Genomic DNA, 18523 nt, shown 5'->3' with positions numbered 1-18523 from the left:
GCGGGGGCGGCGGAGGCGGCTGGGGCGGAAGCTCCGGTGGAAACTCCGGCGGCGGTTACTCGGACGAGCCTCCCTTCTAAGGGCGGGCTCGCACCCCCACTTCTTGATCACACAGGAGAAACACCATGGCGAAGCCGCCTGTGCGCAAGCCTAAGAAAAAGGTCTGCGCGTTCTGCAAGGACAAGACCCAGTACGTGGACTACAAGGACACGAACATGCTGCGGAAGTTCATTTCCGACCGTGGCAAGATCCGTGCCCGCCGCGTCACCGGCAACTGCACACAGCACCAGCGTGACGTCGCCACGGCCGTCAAGAACAGCCGTGAGATGGCGCTGCTGCCCTACACGTCCACCGCGCGATAAGGAAAGGGTGACCACATCATGAAGATCATCCTTACCCACGAGGTCACTGGCCTCGGTACCGCCGGCGACGTCGTCGACGTCAAGGACGGTTACGCCCGCAACTACCTGGTCCCGCGTGGTTTCGCGATCCGCTGGACCAAGGGTGGCGAGAAGGACGTGGCGCAGATCCGCCGCGCCCGCAAGATCCACGAGATCGCGACCATCGAGCAGGCCAACGAGATCAAGGCCCGCCTCGAAGGTGTCAAGGTCAGCCTGGCTGTTCGCTCCGGCGACGCGGGCCGTCTCTTCGGCTCCGTCACCCCGGCCGACCTCGCCTCGGCGATCAAGTCGGCCGGCGGTCCGGACGTGGACAAGCGACGGATCGAACTCGGTTCGCCGATCAAGACCCTGGGCTCGCACCAGGTGTCCGTGCGTCTGCACCCCGAGGTCGCCGCGAAGCTCGGCATCGAGGTCGTCGCCGCGTAACGCCCCGCTCGGAAGAGCATGGAGAGGGCCGCATCCCGTACGGGGGATGCGGCCCTCTCTGTTTCACGTGAAACATTGGGGTATGTCCGTCTGGTGAGGCCGGTCTTTTTTCGGACAGAGCGTGGTCAGAGCCTGGGTGGAAGCCTGGTCAGCGGGTGGCGCCTGTGATCAGCCATCGGCCGGACCGGGTCCGCAGCCAGAGCGTCAGCATGCGAACGGTCATCATCAGGCCCATCGCCCACCACAGAGCGGTCAGCCCGCCCCCGAGGCTGGGGATGAAGAGGGCGACCGGTGCGAAGACCGCCAGTGTCACGAGCATCGCCCCTGCCAGGTACGGGCCGTCCCCGGCGCCCATCAGGACGCCGTCCAGGATGAAGACGATCCCCGCGATCGGCTGGGACACCGCGACCACGAGCAGCGCGGGCAGCAGGGTGTCCCGTACGGTCTGGTCGTCGGTGAACAGCGGGATGAACAGCGGGCGTGCGACCACGATCAGCACACCGAGCAGAACCCCGGCAACCACGCCCCACTGCACCATGCGGCGGCAGACGTCCCGCGCCCCCTGCGTATCGTCCGCCCCCAGATAGCGGCCGATGATCGCTTGGCCCGCGATGGCGATGGCGTCCAGTGCGAAGGCCATGAGGCTCCACAGCGACAGAACGATCTGGTGGGCGGCTATCTCGGTGTCGCCGAGGCGCGCCGCGACGGCGGTGGCGATCATCAGGACCGCCCGCAGGGAGAGCGTGCGGACCAGTAGCGGCACTCCCGCCTGGGCGCTCGCCCGTATCCCGGCGGCGTCCGGTCGCAGCGAGGCGCCGTGCCGGCGCGCGCCCCGTACGACGACCACGAGGTAGACGGCGCCCATCGCGCACTGGGCGATCACCGTGCCCCACGCGGAGCCCGCGATGCCGAGGCCGACGCCGTACACGAGGATCGCGTTCAGTGCGGCGTTGGCGCCGAAGCCACCGATGGCGACGTACAGGGGTGTCCTGGTGTCCTGAAGGCCGCGCAGGACCCCGGTGGCCGCCAGGACGACCAGCATGGCGGGGATGCCGAGGCTGGAGATACGGAGATACGTGACGGCGTACGGCGTCGCCGTGTCCGAGGCGCCGAAGATCCCAATGAGCCAGGGAGCGGCGGGCAGTGTGACGGCGATGACGGCGGCGCCGAGCAGCAGCGCGAGCCAGATCCCGTCCATGCCCTGCCGGATGGCGGCCGGCAGATCGCCCGCGCCGACTCTGCGGGCGACGGCGCCGGTGGTGGCGTAGGCGAGGAAGACGAAGACACTCACCGCGGTGGTCAGCAGGGCCGCCGCGACGGCGAGACCGGCGAGTTCCCGGGTGCCGAGATGGCCGACGATCGCGCTGTCGACCATGACGAAGAGCGGCTCGGCGACCAGTGCTCCGAAGGCGGGGACGGCGAGCGCGACGATCTCGCGGTCATGCCGTCGGGGGCCGGCCTTGGGCACGGCGGGGGCCTGTGTCATGCACGCAATCTAATCTTCCACAGGTAAGTGACGCAAGAGAGCTGCGATCCTTACCAAATGCTGTGGTGGAGACATCACGGTGCGTCATTTGTTCTGATCTTGGCCCAGTCGGGAAAGTTTTTCTCCCCCACAGGCGGTGGATGGAAAAAGTGCAGGTCAGAGGGGGTTGGGGTCTGGTTTCCTCAACTTGTCCACAGCGCTGTCCCCCGGTCCGTGCACAGGTTCCCCAATGTTCTCCACAGCATATGGTCCTTCGTCCACATGGCCTGTGGATAACCAGATTGGCTGACGGTGCGGAGGGGCCTAACGTAGGCGGGCGTCCGACGCGCCGGAACCTGGGTCAGGCCTCTCGTTTTGTCAGTGTCGTGCCGTAAAAAGAGTGGCACGGCGAGGTCCGCTCAGCGGACGTGAGGAGGTGGCCGGTGAGCATCCCCGAGCCATTGGACGACCCCTGGACCGATACCGGTCCCAGTGACCGTCTACCTGTCTCCCGGCAGCGCCGCGGGGAGGGCCGGGGCCGCGAGGAACAGCACGAGCGCGGCCGGGACAGCGACACCTGGGACGGTGGCGGCTCCCCCGGCTTCGAGCGGGTGCCGCCCCAGGACCTCGACGCCGAACAGTCGGTGCTCGGCGGCATGCTGCTCTCCAAGGACGCCATCGCCGATGTCGTCGAGATCATCAAGGGCCACGACTTCTACCGCCCCGCCCACGACACGGTCTTCACCGCGATCCTCGACCTCTACGCCAAGGGCGAGCCGGCCGACCCGATCACGGTCGCGGCCGAGCTGGTCAAGCGGGGCGAGATCACCCGCGTGGGCGGAGCCTCGTACCTGCACACGCTCGTCCAGTCCGTGCCGACGGCGGCCAACGCGTCGTACTACGCGGAGATCGTCCACGAGCGGGCGGTCCTGCGCCGGCTGGTGGAGGCCGGCACCAAGATCACGCAGATGGGATACGCGGCGGACGGCGACGTCGACGAGATCGTCAACTCCGCACAGGCGGAGATCTACGCCGTCACCGAGCAGCGGACGAGTGAGGACTACCTGCCGCTCGGCGACATCATGGAAGGCGCGCTCGACGAGATCGAGGCGATCGGCTCGCGCAGCGGAGAGATGACCGGTGTGCCGACGGGCTTCACCGACTTCGACTCCCTCACGAACGGTCTGCACCCCGGTCAGATGATCGTCATCGCGGCCCGTCCCGCCATGGGTAAGTCCACGCTGGCGCTGGACTTCGCCCGCGCGGCCTCCATCAAGAACAACTTGCCGAGCGTCATCTTCTCCCTGGAGATGGGGCGCAACGAGATCGCGATGCGCCTGCTCTCGGCGGAAGCCAGGGTGGCGCTGCACCACATGCGGTCGGGCACGATGACGGACGAGGACTGGACGCGGCTGGCCCGCAGGATGCCGGACATCTCGCAGGCCCCGCTGTACATCGACGATTCGCCGAACCTGTCGATGATGGAGATCCGCGCGAAGTGCCGCCGGCTGAAGCAGCGCAACGACCTGCGGCTGGTGGTCATCGACTATCTCCAGCTCATGCAGTCGGGCGGCTCGAAGCGTGCCGAGAGCCGCCAGCAGGAGGTCTCCGACATGTCGCGAAACCTCAAGCTGCTGGCGAAGGAGCTGGGCCTGCCGGTCATCGCGCTGTCACAGCTCAACCGTGGCCCCGAGCAGCGTACGGACAAGAAGCCGATGGTGTCCGACCTGCGTGAATCGGGTTCCATCGAGCAGGACGCCGACATGGTGATCCTGCTGCACCGCGAGGACGCGTACGAGAAGGAGTCCCCGCGCGCGGGCGAGGCCGACCTGATCGTGGCGAAGCACCGTAACGGCCCGACGGCCACGATCACGGTGGCGTTCCAGGGCCACTACTCGCGCTTCGTGGACATGGCGCAGACGTGAGCTGATCCCGTGGGGTTGTGCGGGGTTGTGGGGTCTCGCGGCTGATGTCGTGATCTCACGGGCCGTGTCGTACCGATGTCGTGTACGACATCACCGTGAGACCAGCGCGTGGGTGCTGCTGCTCAGCGCCTCGTCTCGTACCTGGTCAGGACCACGCCGCCGGGACACGTCCGCGTCTCCACCAGGTTCAGGTTCACCCAACTGTCCAGCGCGGTGAAGAACGGCGTGCCGCTGCCCACCAGGACCGGATGGGCGGCGATCGCGTACTCGTCGATCAGCCCGGCGCGCATGGCCGCCCCGGCGAGCGTTGCGCCGCCGATGTTCATTGGGCCGCCGTCCTCGGCCTTGAGCCGGGTGATCTCGGCGATCGCGTCCCCGGTGACCAGGCGGGTGTTCCAGTCGACCTTGCCGATCGTCGAGGAGAACACCACCTTCGGCGTGTCCCGCCAGTTCCGCGCGAACTCGATCTCCGCCGGGGTGGCGTTGGGCTGCTGGTCGCCGGTCGGCCAGTAGGAGCTCATCGTCTCCCACAGCTTGCGCCCGTACAGCGACAGGCCACTCGCCTGCTCGTGGTCGAGCCACCACTGGAACAGCTCGTCGCTCGGCGGTCCGCTCCAGCCGATGTCGTCGCCGGCCACGGCGATGTAGCCGTCCAGGGTCAGGTTCATGCCGTAGATCAGTTTCCGCATGGCGCAGCCTTCCGTCCGTGGGTGTCCGGCGTATGGACCAGCGCGGCGCGGGAAACTCATCGGTGCGGGATCCGGGCTCGCCGGGGGCCCTCGTGCTCGGGGCTCAGCGGGTAGTTCAGCACCTCGGGCCGGAGCGGATCGGTGCCGCCGGCCCCGCCCCTGTGGGTAGCTCCGTCAGCCCTCTCTCCGGCGCCCGGCCGCACCCGACCCGACCGCCGTGCCGCCCGGTTCGCATGGCCCCTGCCGCGCTCTCTTGTCAGTTTTACTCATTCGACGTATTTTTTATTCATGGGAGTAAATGAGCGGGCCGAGTCCGTCACCTCCACCGCTCGCCGGGCGCAGATCCTGGCCGCCACGGTGGAGACCATTGCTGAACTGGGTTACGGCCAGGCCACGTTCGCCCGGATCTCGGAGCGGGCCGGGTTGAGCAGCACCCGCCTGATCTCGTACCACTTCGCCGGGAAGAGTGAGCTGATCGCCGCTCTTGTCGAAGAGGTGTATGCGGACATCACCCGCCACATGACCGAGCGCACCCGTGCGGCGACCGGGCCCCGCGAAACGCTGCACGCCTATATCCGGGCGCTGGTCGGCTACATCGCCGAGCATCCGACGCGGATGCGCGCCCTCATGTCGGTGTTCCTGGACCACCGGGCCGAGGACGGCGGGCGCAGTTACAACGGCGGCGACGAGCGCGCCGCGGTCGATCCGGTGCGCCAGGCCCTGGCGGACGGCCAGCGTGCGGGTGAGTTCCGTGTGTTCGACACCTTCGTGATGGCGACGACGATCCAGCGGTCCATCGACGGGCTGCCGTTCCTGCTGCGCTCCGACCCCGACCTGGATCTGGCGGCGTACGCGGAGGAGTTGGTCGAGCTGTTCGACCAGGCGACCAGGGCGACCCGCGCGGAGGCGGGCGCCGAAACCGGGGCCGGCCGATGACGGCCCGTACGCCGGCCCGCCAACGCCCCGGCCGCGACCTCCTGGTGGACATCGTCGTTCCGGTCGGCCTCTTCTACGGGTTACGCGCCCTCGGACTCGGCGTGTACCCGACGCTGGTGGTGGCCGCGGCCGTCCCGGCGGCCGTGGTGGCCGTCCGGCTGGTCCGGTACCGACGGGTCGACGGCCTCGGCGTCTTCATGCTCTCCACGATGGCGCTCGGCGCGCTGGTCTCGGCGCTGTCCGGCAGCCCGCGCGCCCTGCTGGCCCGGGAGGGCTACCTCACCGGGGTCGCGGGCCTGTGGTTCCTGGTGTCCGCCGGGGCCGGGCGCCCGCTCGCCTTCCTCTACAGCCGGCCGCTCCTGGAGCGCCGCACCCGCACGCTCGGGGTCGCGGCCGACTGGGACGAACTGTGGGAGCGGCTGCCGGCGTTCCGCCGTATCTGGCGGGTCTCGACCGTGCTGTGGGGCGCCGCCCTGCTGGTCGATTCGGCCGTGCGGGTGTGGATGGCGTACGCGCTGCCGGTGGACGAGGTGCCGGGGCTGGGCACGCTGCTGTACTGCGTGACGTCGGCCGTGCTGATCGCGGTCACCAACGGCTACTACTTCGCCGCGGGTCTGTATCGGGGTTCGTCCGCGCTCTATGCCCCGCTCGCCGCCGCCCCGGCCGAAGTGGCGGACCCGGGGCCCGACCGGCCGGACATCTGGGACGCGGGCGGGCCGCCGGGCGGCCTGGCCGCCGAGGAGTACGTCGCCCTGACGACCTACCGGCGGGACGACACGCCGGTGACGACCCCGGTGTGGGCCGCATCCGACGGCGGGCACCTCTACGTGTACACCCCTTCCCGCTCCGGCAAGGTCGGCCGGATCCGTGCCGATCCGGAAGTACTCCTCGCGGCCTGCTCGTTCGACGGCACCCCGCACGGCCCCGCCGTCTCGGCGCGGGCCCGTGTGCTGCCCGCACCCGAACTGCGACGCGCCCGGCGCGCCCTGACGGCCAAGTACGGCAACCGCTTCCGCTGGTTCAGGGTGGTCCTGCTGCTCGGGCGGGCGCGCCGGGCGGGCGGCGGCTCCGTAGGTTTGGAGATAGGCCGACCGTGACGGCGGCCTGGTGCGCTGCCCCTCACCCCTGGATGGCGCCGGACGGGAGTCGGATCCGACGTGGCGCTGAGACGTGCGGGTCGTGCGGGTTGTGCGGGTCGTGCGCGTCGTACAGGTCGGGCGGGTCGGGCCTGTACGTCGTTCGCGTTGAAACGCCGACGCCCGAAAGGCCGAGCGGCCGCGCCGGGAACAGCCGGTCCGGCCGACACGGTTGCATCGACCGAGGGACCCGGCGCCGCACGGGCGGGAACACGGAGACCACAAGGTCGTCCGCCCCGCCAGGACCCCGGCCCCAGGATCGCGGCGCGCCCGCCGCGTACTCAGCCCAGACGTATTTCTGCAGGAGGACGTTTCATGACTGACCGGCCCTTGACGCTCATGGCAGTACACGCCCACCCCGACGACGAGGCCACCGGAACCGGAGGGATCCTCGCGCGGTACGCGGCGGAAGGCATCCGCACGGTGCTCGTGACGTGTACCGACGGCGGCTGCGGCGACGGACCGGGGGGTGTCAAGCCGGGCGATCCCGGGCACGATCCGGCGGCCGTCGCCTTGATGCGCCGTAGCGAACTCGAGGCGAGCTGTGACGTCCTGAAGATCAGCGATCTGGAGATGCTGGACTATGCCGACTCCGGGATGACGGGCTGGCCGAGCAATGATGCCCCCGGATCCTTCTGGGGGACCCCCGTGGAGGAAGGCGCCGCCCGGCTCGCGGAACTCATGCGCCACTACCGGCCCGATGTGGTCGTCACCTACGACGAGAACGGCTTCTACGGCCACCCCGACCACATCCAGGCTCACCGCATCACGATGGCGGCGCTGGAGATGACCGAGCTGACACCGAAGGTGTACTGGACGACGATGCCCCGCTCGATGATGCAGCGGTTCGGGGAGACCCTGCGCGAGTTTCAGGAGGACATGCCGGAGCCGGATCCTGCCGAGGCCGCAGCGATGGCCGAGATCGGGCTCCCCGACGATGAGATCACCACATGGGTGGACACCACCGCGTTCAGCGGTCAGAAGTTCGACGCGCTGGCCGCGCACGCCAGTCAGGGTGACAACATCTTCTTCCTCAAGATGGGCAAGGAGAGATTCGCTGACTTCATGGGCATGGAGACCTTCCTGCGTGTCCAGGACGCCACAGGAGCGGCCGTACCCGAGAACGATCTCTTCGCCGGACTGCGCTGATCCGCCAGCCGTCACCTGGCCCTGGGTGCTGGGGCGGTGTGGATCTTGGTGAAGGACAGGAGAAGTGCGGCCGTCCGCGCCAGGACCGCGCGGAAGGTCATGCGGCGCAGCTCGTCGACGAGTTCCTGTGGGACCTGGTGGCCCTCGCGGAATCCGGTGCTCGCGAACTGGCGGATCTGCTCGTCGGTCGGTGGCCACCGCGTGGGGTGGAACGCGTTCGGCCCCGGTGCGGTGAAGGCATCCATGCCGGGGCCGGTGTTGATGAGCGCGAGCGCGGTCACCAGGTTGGGTCGTTGCTCGGCGAGAGCGGTGGCGGCATAGCGACCGCTGGAGGGGCCGACGACTACGGCGTGCTCGACGCCGAGCCGGTCCAGTGCCGTGCCGATCCCGCGCCCCTGCTCCGGCGTCGCGTAATCGCCGTCGACCGGTTCGGGGGAGCGGCCGTGCCCCGGCAGGTCGATCCGGATGGCGCGATGGCTCGTGGTCAGCAGCGGAACCAGGGCGTCCCACGACGGCGGCGGGCTACAGGTGCCGGCCGCAGTCGGTGGCCCACCTGAGCGTGCTGGTCGCCCCGCACCAGCGGGGCCGGCACCTGGCCCGGGGCGTGGCATCCGCCGCGGTGGCCCACGCCGTCGATGCCGGGTTGCCGCCGCAGTGGAGGGCGCGGCCCTGTCTGTCGCGGCGGGCGGCTCGGGCGCTGGGTTTCCGGGAACTGGGGGCCCAGCTCAGCGTTCGGCTCGGGGACGCCCCTGTCGACCACGCCCCGTCCCGGTGAGGTCGGATGCCGCCGATCAGAAAGGTCAGGAAGGTCAGGAAGGTTCTGCCGCGCACGCGAGGTCGTGCGACGGGCGTCGTCCTGTGGTCAGGAATGTCGTTATCGCGTCGTTCGCGCATGTGTTCTTGCTGAACAGGTAGACACCGTGGCCGCCCTGGTCCGCCGTCACCATCCTGGCCCGGTCGCCGAATGCCCGTCGCAGCTTTTGGGCGCCGATCAGCGGCGTACCCGGGTCGCGGAGGTTCTGCACCATCAGTACGTCCGACGGGCCCCGGTCGCCGATGTGCACCTGCGGCTCGACCGGGGCGGTCGGCCAGAACGCGCACGGCCCGATGTTGGCCGTGACCCCGCCCAGCAGCGGGTACCGGATCCCGTCCAGGGCCACATCGCGCTGGTACGTCGGGACCGACCTCGGCCAGCGTGAGTCGCCGCAGATCGTGTACAGGCGGCTGGACATGGCGTTGCCCGGGTCCGAAGCGGGCGGGAAAGGCGGCAGGGGCTGGTCCGTGTCGAGCGCCTGCCAGATTTCGGCCAGCAGCGGCAAGGTCACGTCGTTGTAGACGAAGCTGGACGTGGCCCCGCGGAACAGCGTGCCGTTGAACCCCTGAACCGGTGTCCTGTCCAGCCGCGAGGCGAGGTCGAAGTACTTCGCGGTCACCTGCTCCGGCGTGGTGCCGAGACCGTACTCCGGGTGGGCGGCGGCAAACGTCGCGAAGTCCGGGAACCTGTCCTGGAGGCCACGGGCGAACAACCGCATGGCCGTGACGTCGTAACCGCCGGGGCCCAGGTTGCTGTCGAGCACGATCCGGTCGCTGCGCTCCGGGAACAGCGTCGTGTACACCGCGCCCAGGTAGGTGCCGTAGGAGACACCGTCGTACGAGAGCTTCGGCTCGCCCAGCGCCGCCCGGATCCGGTCCATGTCGCGTGCGCTGTTCGCTGTGGTGATGTACGGCAGCATCCACGCCGTCCTCGACGTGGCGCACTGCCCGGCGACGGTCTTCGCGGTCCCGGCCTGCTTCGCGACATCGGCCGCGCTGTCCGCGTACGGTGGGAAGTTGCCCCGCGCCTTCTGCTCCGGCGTCAGATCACAGGTCACGGGTGTGCTGTGGCCGACGCCGCGCGGGTCGAACCCGATCACGTCATAGGTGTCCCGCACGCTCTGCGGGAGGTGGGAGTTCACGAGAGTGGCCGGGAAGTCCAGCCCTGTCAGACCGGGACCTCCCTGATTGGTCAGCAGCACGCCACGGCGCTGGGCCGGCTTCGTGCTCGCCAGGCGCGAGATCGCGATCTCGATCTTTCGCCCGTCCGGATGCCGGTAGTCCAGCGGTACGTCGAGTGTCGAGCACTCCAGACCGGGCGAGGCGGCGACGTCCGCCGGGCACGGGCCCCATCGCACGGTGGTCGGCGTCGCCGCTGCCGACACCCCTGGCGTCGCGACCGTCGCCACTGCGGCGACGGCGAAGGCGAGGGACAAGGTTCTGCGCATCTGACTCCGTGCCACCTGGCTCCGTGGTATCTGGCTTCCTCGCATCTGACTTCCTCTCTGGACGGCGGCATACCAGGGCACGCCCGCATCCTGTGGGGCGCGCCTTCGAACGGGTCGGGAATCCGGGTCGGCCTAGCAGTTCATACGGATCAAGACGTCGATCTGGGCCGCGTTGTAGAGATCGAGCGCGGCCAGTGCGAGCGTGCGCCGGGCGAAGTCCTCTCCGCGCGGTGCGTCGGCGCTGAGCTCCTGGAAGCTCGGGTGATCCCTGAGCATCCTTCGGACGGCGGGTGCCTGGAGCATGCGTTCCGCCAGGTCTTGGCGGGTCCGCTCATCGGCATCGGCGGGCAGGTGGTCGAACTCGGCGAGGGCGGGGTCCGGCTCGTACGTCCGCAGCGTGTCGCTGTAGGTGTCCAGTGCCGACCGGCCGAGCACCTGGTTCATGACAACCGTCAGCGAACGTTCGGTCGCCGACACCTCCGCGTCCGCGAGAGCCCTGCCCAGTTGGGGCGGGAGGTCGGTCGGTGCGGCCTGGCCCAGGGCCAGGGCGATTTCGGCGCGGGTCCGTTGCAGCCGTTCGATGGTCGCCGCCAGCTCGGCGTCCAGGGCGCGCAGCGCTTCCCCGGGGTGTTCGTCGACATCGCCCAGCTCAGCGATCTGCTTCAGCGAGAGACCGAGCCCGGTCAGGCGTTTGATCCGCAGTACGCGGACGAGGTGGGCGACGCCGTAGCTCTTGTAGCCGTTGGCGCGGCGTTCGGGCTCGGTGAGCAGGCCGACCTCGTGGTAGTGGCGTATCGCGCGCAGCGTCGTGCCGGCGATCTCAGCGAGCTGACGGGTGCTCCACCCCACGACATCCCTCAGACCCGTGTCCCGCGACGCGGACGCGCCGACGAGTCCAGTTGAAACTATGCCGTCGCGGCATGGTCAAGAGGGTTGGGCGCCCTTCGGCGGAGAGGCGTCCTGCGCTACGTACGCACGGGCGTCCTGCGCCACGCACGGACGCGTGTCCCGCGCTACGTACGGACGTGGTCCGGCCTCGCCGCCGCGTCCAGTGCGCCCGTGATGATGCGGGCGAACTCGTCCGGGTACTTGGCGTATCCGACGTGGCCGCCGGGGAAGTCCAGGACGGGTCGCCCGAGGTGGTCGGCGAGGGCGGGCGTCGGGCGGTGCATGTCCTGCGTACGTGAGGACAGGCCGCCGCCCACCGTGATGCGTGCGGCCAGCGGGACGAGGGCCCCGAGGTCGGGTACGAAGCGGATGAACGGCCGCACGACATGGGCCAGGAAGAACTCCGTGTTGTCGTGTGCCTCGGGCAGTACCGGGGCAGGCCGGTCGCCGAAGAGCGCGCTGAACTGTGTCATCGCCGCCGGGATGCCCTCGCGGCGGAAGGTCGCGTACACCGCGTCGAAGAACGCCAGACGGTCGGCGGCGTCCGGGAGCAGACCGAAGGCCGGGGGCTCGTGCACGATCAGCGAGCCGATGTCCTCCGGGTGACGCAGGGCGAGTTCGAGTGCGATCAGGCCGCCCGAGCAGCTTCCGAAGACCGATACCGGTCCACCGGCGGGATTCAGCCGTACGAGCAGGCGGTGCGCGTCGTCGGCGTGCACCTCGATGTGCTGGTCGACCGGCGGTCCGGCCAGCGGGCTGCGGGAGTTGCCGCGCGGGTCGAGGGAGACGACCCGGTACTTGGCGCTCAGGATGTCGGCGAGCGGTTCGAAAACCGCCGCGTCGGAGTTCCCGCCACACAGGAGCAGGAGGAGCGGACCGCTGCCGCGTACCTCGTAGCGCACCAGCGCCCCGGGTACTGCCAGCATGCCGATCGCCGGCGCGTCCATGGCATCCCCCCGATTTCACGACAACAGGTGACTGAGTCGAGACAAAGAGTAACCATTCGGGCTATCCTGCGCCAGGCGTGCCGGTATCAGCCGGCCGGGCCGTACCCGTTGCTCCGGGGGTGACCGACATGGCGGACCGCCCCGCCACCGTCAGACCGCGACTGCTGTTGAACGCCGAACCCTTCGGCTTCGGACCGGCGGCGGCCGTGGCGATCCTTGCCGACGCGCTCGCCCCACTGTGCGGTGGACTCGGTTACGTGGGCGACGGCCTCACCCTCGACCTGCAACGCAGGCCGCCGTACGCGGCGGTGCACGACACCACAGGCCTGTCCGCCCCGGAACGGCTCGCGCTGCTGCGGCGACTCGCCCCGCAGTACGACCTGTTCGTGTCGGCCATGGACTTCGAGGCGGCCGAACTCGCCTCCCGGGCCGGCCTGGACGTTGCCGTCTACGACGCGCTGACGTGGTACTGGCCCACCCTTCCGCCCTCCGCGTACGCCGCCGTGCTCTACCTCGCGCAGGACTTCTTCGGGGTACGGGAGCGCATCGAGGCGGACGCGGCGCTGCGGGAGCGGGCGGTGGTCGTGCCGCCGATCATCCCGCCGCGCCGGGAGTGGCGGCCCGGTGGCCATGTCCTGGTCAACCTGGGCGGACTCCAGCACCCGTACTGGGAGACCGCCGACGCGGCCGCGTACGCCCGGCTGGTGCTGGAGGCGGTCCGCGCCGCGCGGACCGACGGGCGGCCCGTGGTCGCAGCGACGAGCCGGGACGTCGCCGCGGCACTGGACGACCCGGGCGTCGGAACGTACGACCACGCCGCCATGCTCAACCTCATGAGCGGCGCCTCGTACGCCTGCATGACGCCCGGCCTCGGCAACATGTACGACGCGGCCGCCACCGGTGTACCGACCTTGTGGCTGCCGCCGGTCAACGAATCCCACGCCGCTCAGGCCCTGCTGCTGGCCGAGCACGGTTACTGCGACGCCCGGTTGGACTGGCCGGATCTCGGGCTCGTCATCGACTGGGCCGTGCCGCTGCCGGCCGTTCTGGACTCGGTCGCTCACGTGGTTCGCCAACTCGCTGCCGAGCATGGCCTGCGGAAACGGCTGACCGAGCAGGTCGCGAAGGCAGCCGCGGGGCTCGGCCTCGCTCCGGGCCGTGCCCAGGGGCTGGCGGATCGCTTCGGCGATGACGGCATGCGGAAGGCGACCGCGGCGCTGGTGCGGACGGCGGCGGCGGCCGCTGTTGCGAAGGGGAGTGCGCGATCGTGACCGCCGGTCCCGCCTGCTTCCCGAAGCACCTTGAAACGGCCGCTCCGGGTGGACTTGCCGACCGGAAGCGCGAAGGACGTGCACGCCAGTTCACCGTCGGGTCCGGCGTCCGCGAGCCGGGCGACGTGGTTCACCCCGGCGGTCCTGCGGCGCGGGCTCAGCGGGCTCAGCGAGCCCTCACCGACCCAGGCCGGCCGCCTTGGCCGCGCGCAGGGCGAAGACCTCCTCACGGCGCTCCTCCATCTGCCGCAGGGCGTCCTTGCGGTCGCGCTTGGAGAGCCGGTCGAGATACGTGTGCCCGAAGAGGTGATCGGTCTCGTGTTGCAGGCACCGGGCGAAGTAGCCCGTTCCTTCGATGACGAGGGGGTTGCCGTCCTTGTCGAGCCCGCGAACGACGGCGCGATCGGTGCGCGGGACCGTCATACCCGCGCCGGGCACGGACAAGCACCCCTCGAAGTCGTCAATGAGCCGGCGGTTACGTGGATCGGGGAGGTCCAGAACCGGGTTGACGAGGTGGCCGACATGCCGGATCCCCTGGTCGTCCGGGCAGTCGTATACGAACAGCCGCAGGCCGACGCCCACTTGATTGGCAGCCAGGCCGGCACCGTCGGCCACATACATCGTCAGGAACATGTCGTCGATCAGCGCCGACAAGCCGGCGGAGCCGAACTCGGTCACCTCCTGGCACGGACGGCTGAGGATCTCCTCACCGACCACCGTGACGCGGCGCACCGAACCCCGTTCCGCCTCCGGCGACAGGGCGGGACAGGAGTCGACCGGACGGCCTTGCAGGCGGGGCCGACGGTCGACCGGACGGGACTGCTCGTGACTGACAGACATCGCTGTCTCCCCCTTCTGCGCACGCCCTTCCGCGCACGCCACGCAGGTACTTGCTTGCCCAGGTGCTGATTGCCGTACTGCTTGCCCTACTGCTTGCCAAGCTCTTTGCAAAGTAGCATACTTTGCAAAGTGACTGAAGACGATGTCAACGCCCCGCACGACCAGCCACCCGGCGCCGGCGAGGAACTGCGCGAGCACGAGGTCCGTACCGCCCTGCTGGCCCTGCTCGCCGAAGTCGGCGCCGTCACGGCGACCGAGGCTGCCTCTCAACTGGGCTACAGCTCCGGTCTCTGCTCGTTCCACCTGCGGCAGCTCGCACGCCACGGCTACATCGAGGAAGCCCCCCACAGCGGGGGGCGCGCCCGTCCTTGGCGTCTGAGGCAGCACACCTCCGCCGCCGAGGTGCCCACGGAGGAGCAGCCGTTCGGTGACCTGGCCCGAGGATTGGAGGACGAGAGCTGGCAGCGATGGCTGACCCAGCGGGACCGGGCGCCGTCCGAATGGCGCCATGACGAAGCCTTCAGCGCCGTCGCCTATCTGACACCCGAAGAGCTGAGCAGGGTCGCGGAGACGATCCGGCGAGCGCTCGCGCCGTACCAGGAACGCGAACAGCGCCCCCTGTCCCGGCCCGACGGCGCTCGGCCGGTGGCTCTCATCACTCGGCTGTTCCCGCTGCTTCCGCACGGCGCGGAGGGCGCGGACGCGCACCAGGACTGACGAGTCGCCGGCTCCCCTGCCTGCGACCGGCTTTGACGGCTTCTTCGTCACGCGCGCCCAGCCTCGTTCGGCGCAATCAGCATGGGGGCGTCCGAGGCTCCGTCATCATGGTCCGGTGATGACATGGATGCGCTGCTATTGGGACGAGGAAGACATCTGGTTCTACCTCGAGGTCGACGCCGGGGGCTGGGTGACCCGGCAGGTCGAGCTGAAAGGGCTTGAGCTGGCCCCGATCGCCGCTGCCTCCAGTACGGAATGGCAGCGAGCCTGCGACGCGGGCCGCCTCGACGAGTACGACACCAGGTTCGGGATGACAGCGGAACTGCCCGTCTCGGAGTGGGAGGGCCACGATCCGGAGTGGCTGACCTCCGAGGAGTTCGAGAAGGTCTGGGGCGTCGCCCGCCGACAGATCGCAGCGCGGCCGTTCACCTTCGGGTGATCCGGAGGATGACCTTTCCGGTGAGGCCGGACCGGGTGAGGCGCTCTGCCGCGTGGTCGGCCGCGGTGAGGTCGAAGACCGAGTCGATGACTGTCCTGACGTTGTGTTCGCGCAGCAGGCCGGGCAGGGCGGTACGCAGGTGAGCGACCAGGGCGTGGAGTTCACCGGCTTCGCGGCCTCGGAACGTTGTGCAGCGCGTGAGGGCGTCGAGGGCCGGTGTCAGACGTCGCGGTCGCGGCTGTCGCCGGTCAGGCGGTCCAGTCGGGCAAGCGCGTCGCGCGCCGTCGTCGCCCACCGTGGTGTTTCCGCCTTGTCCGCGAGCGTCAGCGCCTGGCGGTAGTGGGTCCCGGCTTCGGCGCGGTGTCCGAGCGCGGCGGCGAGGTCGCCGAGGTACAGCGCGACGGGGCCCAGGGTCAGCAAGCCACTGCCCGCCCCGGCGAGTTCCCCGGCGGCGGGCCGTAGCCGGGCGTACGCGCGCTCCATCGCGGGTCGATCCCCGACGCCGACGGCCGTGACGGCGGTGAGGCAGGTGCGGGCCTCGTACAGCAGGTCGCCGGGCGAATCGGGGACGGCCCTCAGGGCTGCGCGGGCTTCGTCGTGGTGGCCCCCGGCGAGGAGAGCCAGCGGGCGGACCCAGGGTGCGTACGGGCCCCAGTCCGCCTCCTCGTCCGGCTCCGGGCGCCCGCCCCCCTGCATACGCAGGCACAGCAGGGCGAGCGGCAGGATGCCGTGTTCCAGCCCGGGCATGCCGCCGCCGGCGAGTGCGGTGCTCGCCGCGCGGTAGGCGGCCTCCGCTTCGGCCGGGGGGCCCGCGACGGCTGTGCGCAGGGCCGCGTACCACTGGGTGAACACGCCCGCGAGCGGGATGTCGTACCGCTCGGCGATACGGTCCGTGGCGGCGGCGTGCGCGTCGGCCGTGGCGAAGTCGGCGAGCGCGGAGTGCGCCTGGATCAGGATGAGGTGTCCGAGGACCTCGAAGACCGGCAGGTGGTGACGTGTGGCCAGGTCGACCAGTTCGGTGCCCGTCCTGGCGCGCTGCGGGGCCATCCCGGCGTGCTGGAAGGTCTGCATGAAGCGGCCGTTGAGGGCGAACGCGAGGAGAGCCGGATCTCCCAGCCGCCGCGCGATCGCCTCCGCCTCCCGCGCGGCCCGGCGGCCACGGTCGGTGGGGGCGGCGCGCAGTTCCAGGGCGAGGGTGCTCAACAGGCGGCTGCGCCGTACCTGCTGGTCCTCGGGCAGCGCGGTCAGGGTGCGTTCGACGGCGTGGACGATCTGCCGGGAGAGGTTCTCGTCGTCGTTACGGGTCCAGATCGCCGGCACGTCGAAGGCGCAGATCACCTCGGCGGTCACCTGCGGGTCGCCGAGTTCCTCGGCCGCGGTGATCGCCTCGGCGCGGTACTGGCGTGCGCTCTCCAGACGGCCGGTCACGGCCAGCGCGCGGACCATGCCCATGACCGCCTCCAACCGGTCGCGTACGTCGTGCCCCTCCCCGTTCCCGCCGGACTTCCCGGCCCGGTCGTGGGCGGTGAGCGCCCCTCGCCACAGTCGTGCCGCTTCGTGCGGGGCGAATCCGCGCTCGGCCCGGAGGGCCGCGGCGCGGCCGTAACGGGCTGCCCGCGCGGCCGTCCGTCCGCTCTCGGCGCGGCTGAAGTGATGGGCGAGTGAGGCGATGTCGCCGGGGTGCAGCCGCTCGACCGTCTCGGCGACGGCGCCGTGCCAGCGCGCCCGGCGCGGTCCTGAGATGTCGTCGTACAGCGTGTCGCGCACCAGGGCATGGGCGAACCTGAACCGGCCCGGCTCCTGTTCGGTCAGGAAGCCGGCGAGCAGCGCCGACTCCAGGGCGTCGAACACCACGTCCTCGTCGGCCACCAGGGCGACCAGTACGTCCACATCGATGTCATGGCCGATCACGGCTGCCTGCCGCAGGACCGCCCGGTCCGGCTGCGGCAACCGTGCCAGCCGGTGCCGGATGACGTCACGTACGCCCGGGGGAACGGCGTCGAGCGCCGGGCGCCCCTCGGCGTCGACGAGTCGCGCCAGCTCCCGGGCGAAGAAGGGGTTTCCGCCGCTGCGCCGGTGGATGACCCCTACGGTCCGGGCGTCCACGTCCCGCCGCCTGACGATGGCCCGGACGAGTTCGTCCGTGGCCGCTTCGGGCAGGCCGCCCACGTACACCCGGGCCGGTTCCGCGCGGACGAACCTGGCGAGAGCGTCGGTCAGGCCGGGGGAGATCTCACCGGAGCGGTAGGTCCCGACGAGCAGCACCGGCCCGGCGACGGCTCCCGTGACCAGGGTGGTCAGCAGGTCGAGCGTCTCCTCCCCCGCCCGGTGCAGATCGTCGAAGACCACCAGCACCGGCCCCTGCCGCGCCACGGCGGTCAGGTGGGCGGCTGCCTCCTGATACGTACGGAAGCGCGCCGCGGCCACGTCCGGGGACGGTCCGGTCGGCGGGGTGTCCGGCAGGTCCGGCAGATCCGGCAGGTCCGGCAGAGGGCGCGGCGTCGGCTCCGCCCCTGCGGCGGTGAGGCCCTCGACGATCTGTGTCCACGGCCAGGTGCCCGGCACGCCGTCATGCTCGGGGCTCCGGCCCCATGCCGTCCGCCAGCCCCGTGCCGCCAGCGCCTCCGTGAGCGCTTCGGCGAGCGCGGTCTTGCCCGCGCCGGGATCGCCGGAGACCAGCGCCAGCACGGGCCTGCCTTGCCGTACGGCCGTCGCGGCGGCTTCTTCGAGACGGCCCAGCTCCTGCGCGCGGCCGACGAACGGCCGCCCCTCGGGGGCCCGGAGCGTCGCGTACGACGTTGCCCTGTGCCGCGGTGATACGGGGACCCGCGCGCCGGTGCCGCCGTCGGTGCCGGTGCCGGTGCCGGTGCCGGTGCCGGTGCCCGTGTCGTTGACGGAGGCCGGGGCGGGGGCGGTGAGGCGGGGACTCTGGGCCAGGATGTCCGCCTCCAGTCCGCGCAGACCGGGACCCGGGTCCACCCCCAACTCCTTGACCAGCACGTCCCGCGCCCGGCGCAGCACGGCCAGCGCCTC

At 70.5% G+C, this 18523-nt stretch carries 16 protein-coding genes and 4 pseudogenes; 10 read left to right on the top strand and 10 right to left on the bottom strand.

Annotation, left to right across the window (positions count from 1 at the left end):
* Nucleotides 1-125: 125 nt before the first annotated feature.
* Both rpsR and rplI read left to right on the top strand, forming a co-directional pair.
* A complete protein-coding gene (gene rpsR / locus QR77_RS19545) occupies nucleotides 126-362 on the top strand; it encodes a 30S ribosomal protein S18 (protein WP_003967857.1) in 237 nt (78 codons plus the stop codon).
* Nucleotides 363-380: 18 nt separating this feature from the next.
* On the top strand, nucleotides 381-827 hold the full coding sequence (rplI, locus tag QR77_RS19540; RefSeq protein ID WP_040023251.1) for a 50S ribosomal protein L9: 447 nt from the start codon (nucleotides 381-383) through the stop codon (nucleotides 825-827).
* Between the two features lie 148 nt (nucleotides 828-975).
* On the opposite strand, the gene QR77_RS19535 is transcribed toward rplI, so the two are convergent.
* Nucleotides 976-2313, bottom strand: coding sequence for an MATE family efflux transporter (locus QR77_RS19535; RefSeq protein ID WP_040023250.1), 1338 nt, complete (start codon nucleotides 2311-2313; stop codon nucleotides 976-978).
* A gap of 422 nt (nucleotides 2314-2735) precedes the next feature.
* Here QR77_RS19535 and dnaB point away from each other — a divergent pair, with 422 nt between their 5' ends.
* Nucleotides 2736-4217 (top strand): replicative DNA helicase, encoded by a 1482-nt coding sequence (gene dnaB, locus QR77_RS19530; RefSeq protein ID WP_078876888.1) that lies wholly within the window; start codon nucleotides 2736-2738, stop codon nucleotides 4215-4217.
* Between the two features lie 122 nt (nucleotides 4218-4339).
* Here dnaB and QR77_RS19525 read toward each other — a convergent pair whose 3' ends face one another.
* Nucleotides 4340-4906, bottom strand: coding sequence for a dihydrofolate reductase family protein (locus QR77_RS19525; protein ID WP_040023246.1), 567 nt, complete (start codon nucleotides 4904-4906; stop codon nucleotides 4340-4342).
* Nucleotides 4907-5194: 288 nt separating this feature from the next.
* Between QR77_RS19525 and QR77_RS19520 the strand changes: the two genes are divergently transcribed.
* The 3 genes from QR77_RS19520 to QR77_RS19510 all read left to right on the top strand — a co-directional run bounded on the left by QR77_RS19520 (nucleotide 5195) and on the right by QR77_RS19510 (nucleotide 8127).
* Nucleotides 5195-5842 (top strand): TetR/AcrR family transcriptional regulator, encoded by a 648-nt coding sequence (locus QR77_RS19520; protein WP_052488904.1) that lies wholly within the window; start codon nucleotides 5195-5197, stop codon nucleotides 5840-5842.
* Complete coding sequence (locus QR77_RS47820) at nucleotides 5839-6939, top strand: VC0807 family protein (RefSeq protein ID WP_052488903.1); 1101 nt, start codon at nucleotides 5839-5841, stop codon at nucleotides 6937-6939. Before QR77_RS19520 ends, QR77_RS47820 begins: the two co-directional genes overlap by 4 nt.
* Before the next feature lie 354 nt (nucleotides 6940-7293).
* Nucleotides 7294-8127: a PIG-L family deacetylase gene (locus QR77_RS19510; RefSeq protein ID WP_040023244.1), complete on the top strand. Its 834-nt coding sequence runs from the start codon at nucleotides 7294-7296 to the stop codon at nucleotides 8125-8127.
* 86 nt (nucleotides 8128-8213) lie between these two features.
* Here the strand turns inward: QR77_RS19510 and QR77_RS19505 are convergent.
* A pseudogene (locus tag QR77_RS19505) lies at nucleotides 8214-8639 on the bottom strand (alpha/beta fold hydrolase); the annotation flags it as partial.
* Between the two features lie 2 nt (nucleotides 8640-8641).
* On the opposite strand from QR77_RS19505, the pseudogene QR77_RS48825 reads away from it, so the two are divergent.
* Nucleotides 8642-8902 (top strand): annotated as a pseudogene (locus tag QR77_RS48825) (GNAT family N-acetyltransferase); the annotation flags it as partial.
* A 34-nt stretch (nucleotides 8903-8936) separates the two neighbouring features.
* On the opposite strand, the gene QR77_RS19495 reads toward QR77_RS48825, so the two are convergent.
* The 3 genes from QR77_RS19495 to QR77_RS19485 all read right to left on the bottom strand — a co-directional run bounded on the left by QR77_RS19495 (nucleotide 8937) and on the right by QR77_RS19485 (nucleotide 12223).
* The gene (locus QR77_RS19495; protein WP_040023242.1) at nucleotides 8937-10388 is read right to left on the bottom strand and encodes an alpha/beta hydrolase; all 1452 of its coding nucleotides are present in this window, start codon (nucleotides 10386-10388) and stop codon (nucleotides 8937-8939) included.
* Between the two features lie 132 nt (nucleotides 10389-10520).
* Nucleotides 10521-11237 carry a MerR family transcriptional regulator gene (locus QR77_RS19490; protein WP_040023241.1) on the bottom strand — a complete coding sequence of 239 codons (717 nt, stop codon included), beginning with the start codon at nucleotides 11235-11237 and terminating at the stop codon, nucleotides 10521-10523.
* A 164-nt stretch (nucleotides 11238-11401) separates the two neighbouring features.
* The gene (locus tag QR77_RS19485; protein ID WP_040023239.1) at nucleotides 11402-12223 is read right to left on the bottom strand and encodes an alpha/beta fold hydrolase; all 822 of its coding nucleotides are present in this window, start codon (nucleotides 12221-12223) and stop codon (nucleotides 11402-11404) included.
* A 128-nt stretch (nucleotides 12224-12351) separates the two neighbouring features.
* Here QR77_RS19485 and QR77_RS19480 point away from each other — a divergent pair, with 128 nt between their 5' ends.
* The gene (locus QR77_RS19480; protein ID WP_150130414.1) at nucleotides 12352-13494 is read left to right on the top strand and encodes a hypothetical protein; all 1143 of its coding nucleotides are present in this window, start codon (nucleotides 12352-12354) and stop codon (nucleotides 13492-13494) included.
* Nucleotides 13495-13505: 11 nt separating this feature from the next.
* Here the strand turns inward: QR77_RS19480 and QR77_RS48820 are convergent.
* A pseudogene (locus tag QR77_RS48820) lies at nucleotides 13506-13619 on the bottom strand (ArsR family transcriptional regulator); the annotation flags it as partial.
* A gap of 52 nt (nucleotides 13620-13671) precedes the next feature.
* Nucleotides 13672-14334, bottom strand: coding sequence for a peptide deformylase (gene def / locus QR77_RS19475; protein ID WP_040023234.1), 663 nt, complete (start codon nucleotides 14332-14334; stop codon nucleotides 13672-13674).
* 129 nt (nucleotides 14335-14463) lie between these two features.
* Here def and QR77_RS19470 point away from each other — a divergent pair, with 129 nt between their 5' ends.
* A complete protein-coding gene (locus QR77_RS19470; RefSeq protein ID WP_040023232.1) occupies nucleotides 14464-15051 on the top strand; it encodes a winged helix-turn-helix domain-containing protein in 588 nt (195 codons plus the stop codon).
* 127 nt (nucleotides 15052-15178) lie between these two features.
* Nucleotides 15179-15490, top strand: a complete 312-nt coding sequence (locus QR77_RS19465; RefSeq protein WP_040023230.1) for a hypothetical protein — start codon at nucleotides 15179-15181, stop codon at nucleotides 15488-15490.
* 219 nt (nucleotides 15491-15709) lie between these two features.
* Here the strand turns inward: QR77_RS19465 and QR77_RS48815 are convergent, their stop codons facing one another.
* The gene (locus tag QR77_RS48815; RefSeq protein WP_347359821.1) at nucleotides 15710-18427 is read right to left on the bottom strand and encodes an AAA family ATPase; all 2718 of its coding nucleotides are present in this window, start codon (nucleotides 18425-18427) and stop codon (nucleotides 15710-15712) included.
* Nucleotides 18416-18523: pseudogene (locus tag QR77_RS50015) on the bottom strand (BTAD domain-containing putative transcriptional regulator); the annotation flags it as partial. The gene QR77_RS48815 and the pseudogene QR77_RS50015, both read right to left, overlap by 12 nt.

This window comes from Streptomyces sp. 150FB (genome assembly GCF_000818195.1).
Taxonomy (GTDB): Bacteria; Actinomycetota; Actinomycetes; order Streptomycetales; family Streptomycetaceae; genus Streptomyces.
The sequence above is the reverse complement of the archived record's forward strand: the minus strand, read 5'-3'. Positions and strand labels throughout refer to the sequence as shown.